Origin of the sequence: Ruminococcus sp. 1001136sp1, from assembly GCF_039841815.1 — a bacterium.
Taxonomy (GTDB): Bacteria; Bacillota; Clostridia; order Lachnospirales; family Lachnospiraceae; genus Blautia_A; species Blautia_A faecis.
Window position 1 is genome coordinate 1 of sequence record NZ_JBDPGY010000009.1, and the last position, 15,627, is coordinate 15,627.

Sequence of the window (15,627 nt, forward strand, 5' to 3'; positions counted from 1 at the left end):
TATACAACCGGCTTATTGTGGCAGCAATAGGCTTTATAAGGCTTGAGCCGTATGATGGGAAACTATCACGTACGGTTCTTAGGGGAGGGAAGGACAGTAATGCTCTTCTCTTACCCGACTATGCCAGTGTAGAAATGCTACATCATCCGGAATTTGCTGGAATGCCTCTGGCAGTCGGTGGTGATCCGGAAGCCCGGCATGGAATTGTGCTGACAGCAAATTATATTGCCAAGAAAAAAGGAGTAAAAACCGGAATGGCATTATGGCAGGCGAAACAGGTTTGCCCGGAAATTATTTTTGTACCACCACGGATGGATTTATATTTGCGATTTTCTCAAATGGCAAGGGAAATCTATTCAGAGTATACAGATAAAATTGAGCCATATGGAATTGATGAAGCCTGGCTGGATGTATCAGATAGTGGAAATCTGAAAGGAAGCGGAATGACGATTGCGAGAGAAATCAGCCATCGGATTAAATACGAACTTGGAGTAACAGTGAGTATTGGAATTTCCTGGAATAAGATTTATGCGAAACTTGGTTCAGATTACAAAAAGCCGGATGCAATCACAGAGTTTAATCGAGAAAATTATAAAGACAGGATATGGCAGCTTCCTGCGTCAGATTTGCTTTATGTCGGAAGACAGACAAATAAGAAATTGCAAAAACTTGGAATCCGGACAATCGGGCAACTTGCGGAATCAGACGAAAAGTTGTTAGAGAGCCATTTTGGAAAAATAGGAAATGTATTATGGGCTTTCGCAAATGGCTGGGATGAAGATCCGGTTTGCAAGGAAGGGTATGAAGCTCCAGTAAAGTCGATAGGTAATAGCACCACAACACCGAGAGATCTGGAAAATGATCTGGATGTTTGGATCATTCAAATAGCATTGGCAGAAAGTGTAGCTGCACGATTGCGGAAACATGGATTTAAATGCAAAACAGTAGAAATTACAGTTCGAGATAATGGATTGTATAGTTTTTCCAGACAGATACATTTACGACAGCCAACGAATATTACAAATGAGATTGTAACTGCAGCATTTCAGCTATTTAAAGATAATTACAAATGGGAACATCCCATTAGAAGCCTGGGAATCCGAGCTGCGGATCTTGTGTTAGATGATATTCCCGTGCAGTTGGATTTATTTGGAAATCAGGAGAAAAAAGAAAAGTTAGAGAAGCTGGATCGTACTGTAGATGAGATAAGACGACGGTTTGGATATTTCAGTATACAGCGAGCGGCAATGTACCAGGATAAAGTCTTATCCCACTTAGACGCTGGTACGCACACGGTCCATCCACACAGTTATTTTCATGGGTAATTGGAGGGATAGATTTGAAAAAAGCATTAACCAGAAAACAGGAAGAAAGTTATCAGTGTATTTTGAATTATACGAAGGAGCATGGATATCCGCCGACAGTTCGGGAATTTGGAGAGTTGATCGGGGTGAAATCAACATCATCTGCTTTTTCCAGAATCAAGCAGTTGGAGCAAAACGGATATATCCGAAGGATTCCGGCATCGCCAAGAGCAATCGAGATTTTATAGTGAGGTGTCGGCATGAACAAAGTATATGTAGATGTAGTGGCAGAGTTTCGGAAAGACGGACAGCTGGTTCCCATATTTTTTACATGGGAGGATGGAAGAAAGTATAGCATTGACAGAATTTTGAAAATCGAGCGATGCGCCAGCAGAAAGGCAGGCGGTGTAGGAATGATGTACACCTGTATGATACAGGGACAGGAAAGCCATTTGTTTTACGAAGTGGATAAATGGTTTATGGAGAGAAAAACAGCATAAGGAGAGATAGGTATAGACGATATTATTTGGATTATTAACCGGCAGGGATAGTCACTTTCCCTTTATATTCCTGCAGGTTTTACATAAGAAGATGGATTCCGGTCAGCAAAGGCAACTCCCACAATGCCTTTTGGATATCCGCTTCTGCAAATTGTAGTAAGTAATTGCTTCCCATCAAAATCATGGGGAAAGCGAACTGGTCTGAAAGACCGCCAGTTAGTGTGATGATGATAAGGAGATTTTGAAACTGATGACAGACAGAGATTATGCAATTAAATCAATGAAAGAGATTACCTTCCAGATGGCAAGCCATGCACAGGATTATCTGGAAGTTACAATCGAAAGACATTATACTGATATTAAAGAACTGATGACAAGTTACCAGAAGCTGATTTTGGAAAATCAGGTCGTATTGGAAGAACTGGATATGGAGTGCCAGGAGAAGATCAATGAAGATATGGCATATGCGTTAAGCTACCTGAGCATTTATAATCATCAGCTGAACGTGCCAAAGATGCACCGGGAGATGAATAACCTGATGATTATTTATGGACTGTCGGACATGATCTATCGGGGAATGACACTGGTGAAATTTTATGCTCCCAATGGTGTGACACTCAGTGAAATTCTTCATTCCTGCTTTTGCAGTCATTACAATAAGACAGATGTGGAAGTGCAGCAGGAACTGGGAATAGGCAGGACTTCTTTTTATAAGATGAAGAAGCAGGCCCTTGGATATTTAGGATTTTATTTTTATGAGATCGTGGTACCGCAGGCAAAGGATAAAAGATTTAAACCGTCACTGGGCGTAGAGGAAGAGTAGGTGAGTAATATGAGATACGAAGATTCGATGAAAGGTGTAGCTGCTCAGATAATCAAAGAACAGCAGCGAGCCAGTAAAATAAAAAACAATCCAGAAGAGTTCCATTGGCATGACGAATATGCAACGTTGAATTTCTTTCGGTTTATCTGCAAAAATATCGGTAACTTGGGAAATGGAGAAATTGAGAAAATGGTCACACGCTTGAAAAGCATAGATCAGAAAGCAGTGGAAAACCATGTGAATGGTGCTGTTTGGGCATTTGATTATGATAAGATGTTCTGTGTACTGATGGAAAATGAAATTTGCCGAAAGGTGTGTGAAAAGAATAAATATAATAGTTGGATGAAGTTGATTGGACAGTATTGTGTTTCAATGGCTTAAAGATGAAGAAAGTTGTTGGAGGGAAAAAACTCTCCAGCAACTTTGTCTTTGATGAATAGAGGTCAATTTTTTGTTCAATTATTTTCACTATTGTTTGATTCAGTGATTTTTTTCTTCTTTGGAGAAACCAGTTTGTGACCGGAATAAATGGACATGCCCATACAAAGCAATGAAGAATAGGCAAAGTATTTATGTGCAGTCATAGATTTTCTGATTCCAGAATAAATGCATCCCAACATACAGAAAAGTGCGCCTAGGGACCAGTATTTATGTGATTTCATGATTTGATACCTCCTTTGATTTAGCTGCTTCAATCATAACTCTATTTTACGAATATGCAAAGAAAATCTTGAAATATAGTTCTGTAGAATTAGAACTTGGCTTTGCGATTCTGTATATTTAAGATATCCACAAGTATACTAAATCCAGAACGATTATTCGTTCTGGAGGAGGTGTTACGATGGATTTGAAGGCAGTAGGACAGCGAATCAAATCAGCACGAGAAGCAAAAAATCTCACGCAAGAGGAACTGGCTGCATTAGTAAATTTAAGTCCGACGCATGTGAGTGTAATAGAGAGAGGCTTGAAAGTTACAAAATTGGATACCTTTGTTGCAATTGCAAATGCATTAGATGTTTCTGCAGATACTCTTTTGATTGATGTTGTGGCACATTCAGTTACAGGTGTTACCAATGAGCTGACAGAGAAAATAGAAAAACTTCCGATCAAAGAGCAGAAAAAAATTATCAAAGTAATTCATACATTATTGGAAGAGTAATATGACAAAATGGGAAGAGCAAGTAGCTCTTCTTTTTTTTGACTTTTTATTCCGCTTTAAATTGTAAAGTGTCTTTTCATGATAATAGAAATATGCTAAATTAGTTCTATAGAACAATGTGTAATTCTACTTATATATTGGAGGAAAATGAATGAGAGAGAAAACTATTTATGAGAAAATTGCAAAAAAGTACAACACAACACCAGAAGAGGTACGCAGAGAAATGCAGATAGCCATAGATGCAGGATTTGATAATCCTGATCCGGATGTGCAGGAAGAATGGAAGAAAATGACACTTAAAGGAGACAGACCCACACCGGAAGAAGTAATCAATTACGCAGTAAAACAATTAAAAGGAAATTAATGAAAATATGAAAAGAAAGATAATTGCAGTAATCTCAGGAGCAGTCATCTTGATAATTGCTACAGGAAGTATTTATGGGAAACCTGAATCTGGTCATAAGGAAGGTGAACCTGATGTAGTAGGAACATTTTCCATAAATCAGGATGAAAATCTAACCGTAGTAGCTAACCGGGAAAATATTGAGGATAGAGAAGCGTTTGCAAGAGAACTTTTGCAGATGTACAAGGAGAATTCTTTTCATTCGACAAAATTCTCCACAGACAGGGGATATGCGACGAGTCTTGATATGAACATCTATTTATGGAAAGAGGATATTGAAGATGGGGAATCGGTAATGACAGCCGAATACAGACCTGTAGAATATGGAAAGGACTATGATGTTGTCAATAATCCTGATAAATTTCAACTATATATAGATGGAAAAGAAGTAGAAGAATAACACGGTGAACTTTTTATACTGAAATATGTACGATTTCAATAATGATGTGAACTTATAGGAATGTATTGCGGATACTTTGTGAACTTTATCCTGATACAATGATTATGCTGATGAAAGAAGGCATAGATAACTGAATATAAGAAAGAGACGAAAGCCTCAGTAGTTAAGAAAAAAACTACTGGGGCTTTTTTTCGTGCCTGAATTTCTCAGCCAATAACTGCGGGTATGTCCCGGCAGGATAAAGGCGGAGCAGGCATGATTCTAAACAGAGGTCCGCCTTCTGGATTTGAAACAAGCAACGAGATTTCAAATTCAGGAGGAACGGACATGTATATTGAACACCCATATTTTTATGAAGGAAAGTATTACGCAAATATTGATGGAGAGATGATTGAGATTACAAAAGAGGTTGCGTATGCGATGAACAATTTTTATAGAAGCAGCAAGGCAAAAAAGGTAGAAATCAAAAACGAATTGGGAGAGGTCGTGGACAAGATGTTGAGGGAAGTACCTTACAGTGGTCAGTCCATTGATGGAGAAGGCTTTATGATAGAGGATTTTCCGGATCTGAATTGTGATGTGGAGCATAGTGTGCTGACAAAAATGGAACAGCAGGATATCCACAAAGTGATCAATCAGCTGAACTCCGAGGAACGCATGATTATTTACGGTATTTTCTTTGAAAACAAGACACAGACACAGATGGCAGAGATTATGGGAATTTCCAGACAGATGCTGTCATACAAGCTGAAATCCATTCTTAATAAGATGCGTGAAATGTATATGAATAAATTTTTTTAAAAAATTTTTCAAAATCTTTTGCATCTTCCGAAGTCATTTGACTTTAGTAATTAGAGGAGCTTTAAGGACTCCCTAAAACGCACCGTGATAACTGAATATCCAATAATAACTGACGTGACATTTCATACAGTGAGCACGAGGAAGATGCCGCTATAGGATTATAAGACGTAAAAACATTTTTAGAGCTAATAATGCTGCGAAAAAGCACTGACCAAAGCCAGTCGGCAGGCTGGTGATGCGATGACATGTGTGAGATGCGATACACTTGCAGACCCTGAGAAGTCTGTAATTGGTAAACCTATGAACTGCCAGAGCCTGGAAACGAGAGTTTTTGGGTTGTGGTCCGGAGTATAGCATTCGGACAGGTTATTATTCCCTTCCTGCAGATGCAGGAGCAACGATTCGGGGTATCGAGGATAAATAGAATCGAGCGAGCACTGTTTAATAATCAAATTGGTTATAGAGGTTATGCGGCAGAGCTTTCCATCTTGGAAAGGAACTCTGCCGTATTCCTGTGGAGCCAATATAGCGCTAGGGATGCTTTACAAATAAAAAAAGATTGGAGAGATGACAAGTGACGATTCGAAGAGGAGATATCTTATGGGCGGATCTCGGTATGTTTCCGACAACTTCGGTTCAGGGTGGAGTAAGACCGGTGATCGTAGTAAGTAACAACAAAGCTAATACATACAGTTCAGTCATTACAGTAGTTCCGCTGACGTCAAGAATATATAAGAAGCGGTATTTGCCAACACATGTATTTATCAGTAAGTACGATATGACAGGGATCCGAAAAGGAAGCCTGGCATTGGCTGAACAGGTTATGAGTATTTCTACAAAATGTATTATTGAGAAATGCGGAAGAGTAAATAAGTGGAGCCTGGATCGGGTACTGAAAGCAGTACGGATTCAGATGGGAATGGAAGGAGAAGGGCATGACAGCAGAGGAATATAGAAATTATCTGGATCAGGATTTCAGTGATGTGGATATCAATGAAATGACTGATCTACGGATGATAAAAACAGACAGAAATAAATCGCTTCAGGAACGGAGAGATATTTTTCTGAATAAAGTAGGAAATCCTTATCTGGTCCGGATCGGTAATATGAAAGTAAAAGTCAGATTTGCAAATAACGGTATATCTATGGAGCAGGCATTTGAGAATATGCTTCTGAGTGTCTGAAAAAGTACTGGTAAAATTGAGGGGACTGTGTTAGAATGTCGGTAAGGACAAATTATGCAGCCCCCTTTTATTACATGGATTTTCTGACGTAATAAAAGGAGGTAAGATATGTATCAGAATATCAACAAAATCTATCATGCCGCCATCTATGTCAGATTATCTAAAGAAGATGGCGATATTTCCAGTTCAGCAAAACTGGAAAGTAACAGCATTTCTAACCAGAAAGCTTTGATTCTGGATTTCCTGAAAGACAAAAAAGATATTGAAGTTGTTTCAGTCCGAGTTGATGATGGCTACTCAGGCTCTAATTTTGAGCGCCCTGCATTCCAGGCAATGCTGGAAGATATCCGGCATGGGATTGTAGACTGCGTAGTGGTAAAAGATTTATCACGATTTGGAAGGGAATATATTGATTCCGGGAAGTATATCGAGAGATTATTCCCGGCTCTTGGTGTGCGTTTTATTGCCATCAATGATAATTATGACAGTCTTAAGGGAAAGAATCAGGCAGACGAAATCATTATCCCATTTAAAAATTTAATCAACGATGCTTATTGTCGTGATATTTCTATTAAGATCAGGAGTAATCTTGAGATTAAGAGGAAAAAAGGCGAGTGCGTGACTCCGTTTGTAGCATTTGGATACAGGAAGACAAAGACAGATAAGCATAAATTAGAGATTGATCCATCGGCGGGCGGTGTAGTACAGGATATTTTTAAGATGAAGCTGCAGGGAATGAGTCAGGATGCGATCGCTAATCGTTTAAATGAACTGGGTATTCTTTCCCCATTTGAGTATAAAATAAGCAGCGGCAGTCGTTATGAAACAGGTTTCCGGCAGAAAGAACAGGCACTTTGGAGTTCCGTTACGGTCCGCAGGATACTGGAAAACGAGGTTTATATCGGAAACCTTGTACAGGGAAAAAGGACAACTCCAAACCATAAAGTGAAGCAGACTTATGTGAAACCGGAAGATGACTGGATCCGGATTGAGAAAAATCATGAACCTCTGGTGAGTGACCGTGATTTTGAAATTGTTCAGAGGCTTCTTGGCATGGATACACGTACTTCACCTGACCAAAAGCAGGTATATCTGTTATCCGGAATTGCTGTATGTGCGGATTGTGGAGCACCTATGACAAGAAAGGTTTCTACTGTGGCAGGAAAAAAATATGCTTATTATCTATGTTCCACAAATAAAGAAACAAAACGCTGTTCCAGTCATAGAATACCGGAAAAGGATCTGGAAGATGCCGTATTAGTGATGTTGAAACAGCATATCCAGAATATCCTGCACCTGAAAAGAGTCCTGGAATTTATCGGTACTGTGCCATTTCAGGAGATCAATATGAAAAAGCTGCAGGACAGGCTGGAGAAGAAAAAGCAGGAGAAAGAACGCTGTAAGGAGTTACGGATGATGCTCTATTCGGATATGAAAGAGGGCATTGTATCAAAAGAAGACTATGTAGAGCTTCATGCAGCATATGGAAAGCGGCTTAGAAATGCGGAAGAGAGTATCCGTGCGATCCAGAAAGAAATGGATAACGAGCTGGAAAAAGCAGACAAAGCCAATACCTGGCTGGATTATTTTGTGAAATATCAGGATATTGAAGAACTGTCCCGCACTGTGGTGGTAGAACTGATCAGGCAAATCAGAGTATATGATAAAAAGAATATAGAGATCACTTTTGATTTTGATGATTGTTATCAGACATTGCTGAATCAATTACCTGCTATGGGAGTTGATATGGTAATAGATGATGATAACAATCTGCAGGTCAATGTAAAGGAGGTTGTATAAAATGGCACGAAAGAGCAGGAAAAACATTCCGGAAGTAGTCAGCAGTGCAACCGTCCAGACAGAGGTGAGCAGACCGTTCCGGGCAGGATTGTATGCCAGAATTTCAATGGAAACAGAAGAAACCTTAGAAAGAGGAACGATAGAAACCCAGGTGGAACTGATGAAAAACTTTGTGGCAGATACGGAAGACATCGCAGTTGCAGAAATATATAAGGATTCTGATTATTCTGGTACAAATTTCGACCGTCCTGGTTTTACGCAGATGATGGAAGATATCAAGCATGGAAAAATTAACTGTGTGATTGTAAAGGATCTATCCAGACTTGGAAGGAATTATGTAGAGACAAGTAATTATATTGAGCGTGTATTTCCGTTTTTTCATGTGCGGTTTCTTGCTGTGACGGATGACTTTGATTCTTTCCGTGAGGGAGTGGATCTGACAGTTCCCTTAAAAAATATCATCAATGAGTTTTATTCCAAAGACCTTGCAAAAAAGAGCAGCAGTGCCAAAAAAGCCCTGTGGAAAGAAGGAAAATTTACTGGTGCATGGGAACCTTATGGATACAGGAAATCAGAACAGGACAGACACCAGCTGGTAGTTGACGAGGAGGCTGCCGGACATTTACGAGAAATTTTTACTATGTATATGGATGGATGCAGCTACAGCGATATTGCAAAAAGACTGAATACAGATGGTATCCTTTCCCCGACTTTGCAGAGGGAATATTATAAAACAGGCGAAAAGCCTTCACCGGAATCCAAACCTTGGAATAATTATGAAGTGAAACGTGTACTTCAGGATGTCCATTGTACCGGAGATTCTGTATATGGAAAATATCAGCAGAGTGTTTTTCAAGGAAACAAGCAGAGAAATCTACCGGAGAGTGAGTGGCTCTATGCTGAGAATACCCACGAAGGAATTATTGATAAAGAACTGTTCCGGCAGGTACAGGAAAAAATCCGGGAATTTACGGAAGCATACAAAAAGAAGCATCAGCTGAATAATGGAGCCATTCGGAATCATAATTTCTATACCGGCAAGATCAGGTGTGGGGGTTGTGGGAACCGCATGGTGTTGTCCAGAGAAAAAACAGGGACATTTTATTATATCTGTGGTGCAGATGCGAACCATAAATCCGGAGGAAATCAGTGTAAGGGGCACAGAGTCAAAAAAGAATACGTGGATGAAGACGTCCTTCGCCTGATCCAGTCACATATGAAAGCCGTATTGGATACAGAGAAACTGATCCGTGAAATGAATTCTGCTTCCAGAAACCAGACACAGTATTTGCTTCTGGATAAGGAAGTGGGGAAACTTCGGCGGGAGTTGAGCAGGATCAGCAAGCGTAAATCTGATTTATATGAGGATTATTCGGAACGTCTGATTACAGAAGAAGAATACATGCAGTTTTCCCGTATCTATTCCAATGAAATAGAAAACATCAAGAACCGCCTGGATGTAGTATTGGCGGCACAGGTACGGTATTCCAAGGATTATCATATCGAGGAAGGATGGGGAAAAGTGATACATACTTATATGTCAAAGCGTAAGCTGACAAAAGAAATGGCAGATGCCTTTGTGGATTCAATTATTATCCATGGTAAGTATGATTATGAGATCAAGCTGGTATATGACGATCAGTTTGCAGATTTACAGAAATTAAAGAAAGAGAAGGAGGCGCAGTCAAGATGACAGATCATAGAAAAACAGCTGTTTACATCCGTTTATCCGCAGAAGATGACAATGTAGATGGCAGAGCTAAAAAAGAGAGCGACAGTGTAACTTCTCAGAGAATTCTGTTAAAATCATTTGTGATTGATCAGCTGGGTGTAGATGAGGCAGATATCCTGGAATATGTGGATGATGGTGTCAGCGGTACTCATTTTAAACGGCAGGGATTTCAACAGCTGCAGGATGACATGAAAAGTGGAGAAATCGGCTGTGTAGTTGTAAAAGACTTTTCCAGATTCGGAAGAGACTATCTGGAAGTTGGATTTTATATTGAATATATTTTTCCACTTCTGCAGATTCGATTTATTTCGATTAATGACAGCTATGACAGTGCAGCAAGCAGCGGAATGACTGGTGGAATGAATGTGGCATTGCAGAATCTGGTATACAATATGTATAGCCTGGATTTGTCCAAGAAAATTTCATCAGCAATGCAGACGAGAACAAAAAATGGTACACGTCTTCCGGTAAATGCCAGATATGGCTATAAAAAAGGAAAAGATGGAAGGCTGGAAGTTGATCCGGAGGCTGCAAAAGTCGTGAAAATGATTTTTCAGATGGCAGCGGAGGGAACAAGTTTTGCAGATATTACAAGGGAATTGAACAGACAGGCGATTGCTACTTGTGATGAGCAGAAATTATCAAGAGGGGATCAGGTGCAGTTCCAGAGGTTTGACACGATCAAAAAGAAACACTGGAGCCCTACGACAGTATCGGCAATCGTCCGGGATGAGATTTATATTGGAACCAGAATCTGGGGCAAAACACGTTGCAGTATGCATACGGGCCATAAAGCAGTTCTGAATGATGAAACAGAATGGGTTCGCCTGGAAAATCATCATACGGCAATTATAGACAGGGAATTGTTTGAAAAAGCAAATGAAATGCATCCGAAAAAGAAGAGAAGTGTTGCAGAATCACGCACCAATTTTACTCTGGAAAGACGTAAAAAACAGCCGGCCTTGCTGATATGTGCCAACTGTGGGCATTCTCTGTTAAAAGAAACAGAGCATCTGCTGAAATGTTTAGATGCCAGAACCAATGGTGATCCTGTGTGCCGAAGTCTGGTGATTCGTAGGGAACCGATGGAGGAGAATATCCTTGGGCTTGTCCGTCAGTATGCAGCGTCAATGTTGAAAAAAGGAAAGAAAGTATCTTCCAAAAGACAATGTGAATACAAAGAGATCAATACTACAGAATTGCAAAAACAGAGCCGACAGTTGACCTCGGAAAAGATGAAACTCTATGATGATTACAAAGATGGTCGTATAGATCGTGATTCGTATAAGCAGAGAGCTGAAAAGATAAGTGTACAGCTGGATGAAATAAAACGAAAGATAGAAGATGCGAAGAATAGTAAAAAGCTTCTTGAACAAAATGAACTTTCTGATAAAATAAAACTAAAAGATTTCTTGGGAATTCAGAAGTTCGATACAGAGAAGCTGCGTGAGGTTATCAAGGTGATCCGTGTTCATAGTCAGGATGAAATTGAAATCGAATGGAATTTTGACGATATTTTTTCAGAACAGAGATAACTTGAGCAGGACAAGAATGACTTATCAAAAGATAATAAAGGTGCTGGGACTACCTGATGGAAGCGTCAGATAGTCTTCGGCAGAAAAAAATAAAATTTTTTTTGTCCTATACTTGACACATCCACATGTATGCAGGCACACCTTTTGCTCTAATATGGCAAAATCCGGGATGAATCCGAAAACCTTGCAGTATATCATGGGTCACGCAGACATCAGTGTAACTTTGAACACTTACACCCATGTGAATTTTGATGACGCAAAGGAAGAAGTATATCGGATAGCAAATAGTTAAAAAAGCCCGTTGGTAAGGACGCTTGCTTTACCAATGGATTTACCAAGATTGCAGGGAAAAACATAAGAAAATACGAGAAGATTTGAGAAAATATCTTGAAAAGAAAGGAAAACTCAAAAGTCGGAAAACCCTGAAAAATCAAGCATTTGAGAAGAAATACAAGACTTAAATGGAGATATAAAAAGATGATTAAAGTATTATTCATTTGCCACGGCAATATTTGACGTTTTGCGAAAAATCCAGTGTTTATGCGGGTTTGCGGACACAGGAAATTGAATTTAACATGATTTTAACATGAATGACGAAAAAGGGCACCAGTTTTAAGTATTTTTGAATGGAAAATAGAACAAAAATTGAATATTAAAGTGATCTGTATGAGGGAGGGCAGTAGCTCTTCTTTTTTTTGTGCGAAAAATAAGAATATCAGGTTAGCTTGAACTAATTTCCGACACGAAGCAAAATAAATGACATATTGAATTATATAAGTGTATATTACGACAAATGGCCAGAGAAATCTGGCTTGCACACTTGATAAGAGCATTAACTTACCGACAAGATAGGAGATGAATAATATGCCATACTTAAAGAAAACATACTTCGCAGGGAAAACTATAGAAGTAGAGAAATGCTACACAAACAGATATGGAAAAAAAGGTCAAAAGAGGAGAGATAAGGTTAAGCCCACATCAGAACAGCAGAAAGAAATTAACAAGAGAAATGCTGAGAAAATGTTAAGATTACTGTTAAATGCTAATTTTGTTGGAGGGGATAATCACATCATATTAGGTTATCTAAGAGGAGATGGAGAAGCTGATCGAACAGAGGAAGAGATGCGTCATGATATTGATGTTTTTCTTCGACAGTGCCGTAAAGAGTATAAGAAAGCCGGATTAGAATTCAAATATATCCATGTGATGGAAATCGGAGAAAGAGGAGCCAGACACCATCACTTGGTCGTAAATCATATCGATGTAGCAATATTGCAGAAATGCTGGAATAAAGCCTATGATAAGCATAGTGAAATAAAAGCCTATAAGTTGGATGATACAGGAAATTATGCAAAACTTGCGAGTTATCTGATCAAATATACAGACAAACATAGAAAAAAAGAAGATGGTGCGCTCCAGAAAAAGCGATGGAGCAGAAGTAAGAATTTAAAGGTCCCGGAACCACAGATAGAAGTAATATCAGAGAGAAGTACTTTTCAAACGAAGCCTAAAGCAATTAAAGGATATTATGTTGATAAGGACAGTGTGAGATGTGGGATACATAGTCCGGAATATTATGGATATGGATTTGTAAGATATATATTGGTTAAACTAGAATAGAAAATATGTATTCAATAGACAGTAACTATGATATTACATACTGTAAAAACGAATTAAAACAAAAATGTTGTTTTAATTTTATTTTTGTGCCATAATATAGATAAATGGAAGTAAAGGATGGTGTGGTATATGAAATTATTAAGGGTTCGTGCATCAAATTATAAAAATTGCTGCGATGATTTTACGATTGATCTGGTGGCTAAATCGAAAAAGACAAGTGAAGATAAAGAATACGAACTGCAAGAGATTGCGGATGACTTGTATGTTTTTAATACAGTAGCTTTTGTTGGTAAAAATGCTTCAGGAAAAACTTCCGCAATAGAACTGATGGAGTGCTGTTATTCAATTCTCAGTGAATTCCGTTTGGAAGATAAACATTACAATTATGATAATGTGAAATTAGAAATAATTTTCTATTACAAAGGAAATATTTATAAATACACTACAGGATTGAAATCTGATCCGAATTTGGGAAGTAAAGCAAATTTCACAGAGCAACATATTTATCAGAAAAAATATTATAAATCCAAAGTAAAAGAAATTTATGCTGTTGAGGGATTTGAAGAAATTACAGGTTTTGGAGAACTTCCGGAAGATACATCAATTGTTTTTTTTATTTTAAAAAAGAAAGCTACTCGTGCAGTATATTTTAACTGTAATGGAGAAGGTGCTGATACGTATCACCTGCTGTTCAGAGCGATGAAAACGTATAAAATACCTGAAAATATTCTAGTAAAGGTAATCAAAATCTTTGATGATAAGATAAAAAGTTTAGAAATGGTTGATGAAAAACATTATAAACTTATTTATCAGGATCACGTAAAGGAACTTTCAGATTCCGAACTTGTTTATATACTTTCCAGTGGTACCACAAAGGGAGTGCTGCTTTACATTTTTGTAGTTGCAGCTTTGGAAAATGGTTTTGACCTGCTAATTGATGAAGTGGAGAATCACTTTCATAAGACTCTGGTTGAAAATATGATCAGTTTATTCAAAGATAAAACTGTGAATAAGAAATATGCAACATTGATGTTTACAACTCATTACTGTGAAGTGTTGGATCTGTTTAATCGTCAGGATAATATCTGGATCGCAAAATCGGATAACAAAATTCATCTGGAAAATATGTATGAGAATTACAATATTCGAACAGAGCTCTTAAAGAGCCGCCAGTTTTATAATAATGTATTTGATACTTCTGTTAATTATGAAGATCTTATGGCATTGAAAAAGGAGCTGATGAGATGAAGTATCTGATTATGTGTGAAGGTCCTAATGAGCTTGAGATTATCAGGATGTTGTTAGAACATGACAAACTGATTTTCACAGAAGATGATTTACTGAACTTGGTTCCTTATCATGCAAGGCAGGTCAGAAATAATGCTGCTGTAAAGAATGCATTGAATCTGTATTATGGTGATGTGGAAGTATTACGCATTGGAGATAAATTGAACGAAGAATTAAAAATTCCCAAAGAGTACAAAGGGAAAATCAAAAATATCAGAAAATACTGTACGAAACCTGAATTAGAGATGCTACTTATTATTTCCGAAAACAGGAATTTGGATTTTGAAAAAGTAAAATCTAAAATATCTCCTAAGACATTCAGCAAAGAAAATATTGTTTATAATCGTACACGTTATAATAACAGTACAGAATTTTATCGTATCTATTATGGAGAGCGGATCGATTTGCTGGTAGATACTATTAAGCGTTATAAGCAATTGAAAGGAAAACACCGGAATGATGAGTTATATCTTGCTGATTTGTTGAAGTAGTGAACGTTGTTAGAAGCTCTGAATTGATATTGGTTTTCTCCGAAAGTATATACTTTCGGAGAAAATTATAGGCAGATTTATAAAGAATGAGAGATAACCATATCACCTTGTATGCAAGGGATAAATATTCTTTTGAAGAGAGAACTATTGGTACATGGGACAATCTACAGTATTGTGTCAGATTTTGGTGCTATTTATTGGAGTGGATTATGAATCGTTTGCTAGACGTTCCGGATTATAATTAAATTCTATTCTTCTCAGACAATTGAACATTGCAAGGCCGCAAAATGTAAACAAAAATTACTGAAATTATATGTGAGGGTTATCATGGGATTCAGTGGTTTTTATTTGCTTGTGTCATCATTTATAAAGTAAGCGTTTAAAAGGTTCTTTCTGTGCTTGGTTGATTTTAAAGTGCTAAAGCTATATAATATCTAAAACTATATTTATGTCGAGGGATATCTGTATGAATGAATTTATCAAATTACTTGATCCTGCTTGCCAAATTCGGTCGAACTGATCGGTCGGCTCGGATGAGCTGACCGATCAGTTCGCTTTATCTGACCACTTGTAGATTTATTTGTAGGC

At 38.1% G+C, this 15,627-nt stretch carries 18 protein-coding genes and 1 pseudogene; 18 read left to right on the top strand and 1 reads right to left on the bottom strand.

Translation table 11 applies throughout. The annotated features are described in order from the left end of the window. The first annotated feature begins 134 nt into the window (after positions 1–134). The 5 genes from ABHC48_RS09270 (at position 135) to ABHC48_RS09290 (ending at position 3,008) form a co-directional block, all read left to right on the top strand. The gene (locus tag ABHC48_RS09270; RefSeq protein ID WP_195700220.1) at positions 135–1,325 is read left to right on the top strand and encodes a DNA polymerase IV; all 1,191 of its coding nucleotides are present in this window, start codon (positions 135–137) and stop codon (positions 1,323–1,325) included. A 14-nt stretch (positions 1,326–1,339) separates the two neighbouring features. Next, on the top strand, positions 1,340–1,552 hold the full coding sequence (locus tag ABHC48_RS09275) for a hypothetical protein (protein ID WP_023922630.1): 213 nt from the start codon (positions 1,340–1,342) through the stop codon (positions 1,550–1,552). Between the two features lie 12 nt (positions 1,553–1,564). Continuing rightward, complete coding sequence (locus ABHC48_RS09280; protein WP_005344271.1) at positions 1,565–1,804, top strand: hypothetical protein; 240 nt, start codon at positions 1,565–1,567, stop codon at positions 1,802–1,804. Positions 1,805–2,054: 250 nt separating this feature from the next. Next, positions 2,055–2,627, top strand: a complete 573-nt coding sequence (locus tag ABHC48_RS09285; RefSeq protein ID WP_012744267.1) for a hypothetical protein — start codon at positions 2,055–2,057, stop codon at positions 2,625–2,627. A 9-nt stretch (positions 2,628–2,636) separates the two neighbouring features. Further along, positions 2,637–3,008: a hypothetical protein gene (locus ABHC48_RS09290; RefSeq protein WP_012744266.1), complete on the top strand. Its 372-nt coding sequence runs from the start codon at positions 2,637–2,639 to the stop codon at positions 3,006–3,008. Positions 3,009–3,082: 74 nt separating this feature from the next. On the opposite strand, the gene ABHC48_RS09295 is transcribed toward ABHC48_RS09290, so the two are convergent. After that, a complete protein-coding gene (locus ABHC48_RS09295) occupies positions 3,083–3,289 on the bottom strand; it encodes a DUF6219 family protein (protein WP_015524569.1) in 207 nt (68 codons plus the stop codon). Positions 3,290–3,468: 179 nt separating this feature from the next. Here ABHC48_RS09295 and ABHC48_RS09300 point away from each other — a divergent pair, with 179 nt between their 5' ends. The 13 genes and pseudogenes from ABHC48_RS09300 (at position 3,469) to ABHC48_RS09360 (ending at position 15,039) form a co-directional block, all read left to right on the top strand. Next, on the top strand, positions 3,469–3,786 hold the full coding sequence (locus tag ABHC48_RS09300) for a helix-turn-helix transcriptional regulator (RefSeq protein WP_008688152.1): 318 nt from the start codon (positions 3,469–3,471) through the stop codon (positions 3,784–3,786). A gap of 151 nt (positions 3,787–3,937) precedes the next feature. Beyond that, positions 3,938–4,150, top strand: coding sequence for a sporulation initiation factor Spo0A C-terminal domain-containing protein (locus ABHC48_RS09305; protein ID WP_012744264.1), 213 nt, complete (start codon positions 3,938–3,940; stop codon positions 4,148–4,150). Between the two features lie 7 nt (positions 4,151–4,157). Next, positions 4,158–4,589 (top strand): hypothetical protein, encoded by a 432-nt coding sequence (locus tag ABHC48_RS09310; RefSeq protein WP_012744263.1) that lies wholly within the window; start codon positions 4,158–4,160, stop codon positions 4,587–4,589. A 327-nt stretch (positions 4,590–4,916) separates the two neighbouring features. After that, positions 4,917–5,390, top strand: coding sequence for a sigma-70 family RNA polymerase sigma factor (locus ABHC48_RS09315; protein WP_023922628.1), 474 nt, complete (start codon positions 4,917–4,919; stop codon positions 5,388–5,390). 574 nt (positions 5,391–5,964) lie between these two features. Continuing rightward, a complete protein-coding gene (locus tag ABHC48_RS09320; protein WP_012744261.1) occupies positions 5,965–6,345 on the top strand; it encodes a type II toxin-antitoxin system PemK/MazF family toxin in 381 nt (126 codons plus the stop codon). Further along, complete coding sequence (locus tag ABHC48_RS09325) at positions 6,326–6,574, top strand: DUF6870 family protein (protein WP_012744260.1); 249 nt, start codon at positions 6,326–6,328, stop codon at positions 6,572–6,574. Before ABHC48_RS09320 ends, ABHC48_RS09325 begins: the two co-directional genes overlap by 20 nt. Before the next feature lie 108 nt (positions 6,575–6,682). Beyond that, positions 6,683–8,374 (top strand): recombinase family protein, encoded by a 1,692-nt coding sequence (locus ABHC48_RS09330; RefSeq protein WP_023922627.1) that lies wholly within the window; start codon positions 6,683–6,685, stop codon positions 8,372–8,374. Between the two features lies 1 nt (position 8,375). Then, positions 8,376–10,067 (top strand): recombinase family protein, encoded by a 1,692-nt coding sequence (locus ABHC48_RS09335; RefSeq protein ID WP_012744258.1) that lies wholly within the window; start codon positions 8,376–8,378, stop codon positions 10,065–10,067. Next, positions 10,064–11,641, top strand: coding sequence for a recombinase family protein (locus tag ABHC48_RS09340; RefSeq protein WP_195700192.1), 1,578 nt, complete (start codon positions 10,064–10,066; stop codon positions 11,639–11,641). Before ABHC48_RS09335 ends, ABHC48_RS09340 begins: the two co-directional genes overlap by 4 nt. Before the next feature lie 121 nt (positions 11,642–11,762). Continuing rightward, a pseudogene (locus ABHC48_RS09345) lies at positions 11,763–11,933 on the top strand (tyrosine-type recombinase/integrase); the annotation flags it as partial. 572 nt (positions 11,934–12,505) lie between these two features. Beyond that, positions 12,506–13,261 carry a hypothetical protein gene (locus tag ABHC48_RS09350; protein WP_195700193.1) on the top strand — a complete coding sequence of 252 codons (756 nt, stop codon included), beginning with the start codon at positions 12,506–12,508 and terminating at the stop codon, positions 13,259–13,261. A 129-nt stretch (positions 13,262–13,390) separates the two neighbouring features. Further along, positions 13,391–14,509, top strand: a complete 1,119-nt coding sequence (locus ABHC48_RS09355) for an AAA family ATPase (protein WP_195700194.1) — start codon at positions 13,391–13,393, stop codon at positions 14,507–14,509. Further along, complete coding sequence (locus ABHC48_RS09360) at positions 14,506–15,039, top strand: GNAT family acetyltransferase (RefSeq protein ID WP_195700195.1); 534 nt, start codon at positions 14,506–14,508, stop codon at positions 15,037–15,039. Before ABHC48_RS09355 ends, ABHC48_RS09360 begins: the two co-directional genes overlap by 4 nt. Positions 15,040–15,627: the final 588 nt, after the last annotated feature.

Excerpts from the sequence above, each read along its gene's own strand:
- ABHC48_RS09270 (WP_195700220.1), top strand. The coding sequence starts at position 135 with ATGCTACATCATCCGGAATTTGCTGGAATGCCTCTGGCAGTCGGTGGT.
- ABHC48_RS09280 (WP_005344271.1), top strand. The coding sequence starts at position 1,565 with ATGAACAAAGTATATGTAGATGTAGTGGCAGAGTTTCGGAAAGACGGA.
- ABHC48_RS09285 (WP_012744267.1), top strand. The coding sequence starts at position 2,055 with ATGACAGACAGAGATTATGCAATTAAATCAATGAAAGAGATTACCTTC.
- ABHC48_RS09290 (WP_012744266.1), top strand. The coding sequence starts at position 2,637 with ATGAGATACGAAGATTCGATGAAAGGTGTAGCTGCTCAGATAATCAAA.
- ABHC48_RS09295 (WP_015524569.1), bottom strand. The coding sequence starts at position 3,289 with ATGAAATCACATAAATACTGGTCCCTAGGCGCACTTTTCTGTATGTTG.
- ABHC48_RS09300 (WP_008688152.1), top strand. The coding sequence starts at position 3,469 with ATGGATTTGAAGGCAGTAGGACAGCGAATCAAATCAGCACGAGAAGCA.
- ABHC48_RS09305 (WP_012744264.1), top strand. The coding sequence starts at position 3,938 with ATGAGAGAGAAAACTATTTATGAGAAAATTGCAAAAAAGTACAACACA.
- ABHC48_RS09310 (WP_012744263.1), top strand. The coding sequence starts at position 4,158 with ATGAAAAGAAAGATAATTGCAGTAATCTCAGGAGCAGTCATCTTGATA.
- ABHC48_RS09315 (WP_023922628.1), top strand. The coding sequence starts at position 4,917 with ATGTATATTGAACACCCATATTTTTATGAAGGAAAGTATTACGCAAAT.
- ABHC48_RS09325 (WP_012744260.1), top strand. The coding sequence starts at position 6,326 with ATGACAGCAGAGGAATATAGAAATTATCTGGATCAGGATTTCAGTGAT.
- ABHC48_RS09330 (WP_023922627.1), top strand. The coding sequence starts at position 6,683 with ATGTATCAGAATATCAACAAAATCTATCATGCCGCCATCTATGTCAGA.
- ABHC48_RS09335 (WP_012744258.1), top strand. The coding sequence starts at position 8,376 with ATGGCACGAAAGAGCAGGAAAAACATTCCGGAAGTAGTCAGCAGTGCA.
- ABHC48_RS09340 (WP_195700192.1), top strand. The coding sequence starts at position 10,064 with ATGACAGATCATAGAAAAACAGCTGTTTACATCCGTTTATCCGCAGAA.
- ABHC48_RS09350 (WP_195700193.1), top strand. The coding sequence starts at position 12,506 with ATGCCATACTTAAAGAAAACATACTTCGCAGGGAAAACTATAGAAGTA.
- ABHC48_RS09355 (WP_195700194.1), top strand. The coding sequence starts at position 13,391 with ATGAAATTATTAAGGGTTCGTGCATCAAATTATAAAAATTGCTGCGAT.
- ABHC48_RS09360 (WP_195700195.1), top strand. The coding sequence starts at position 14,506 with ATGAAGTATCTGATTATGTGTGAAGGTCCTAATGAGCTTGAGATTATC.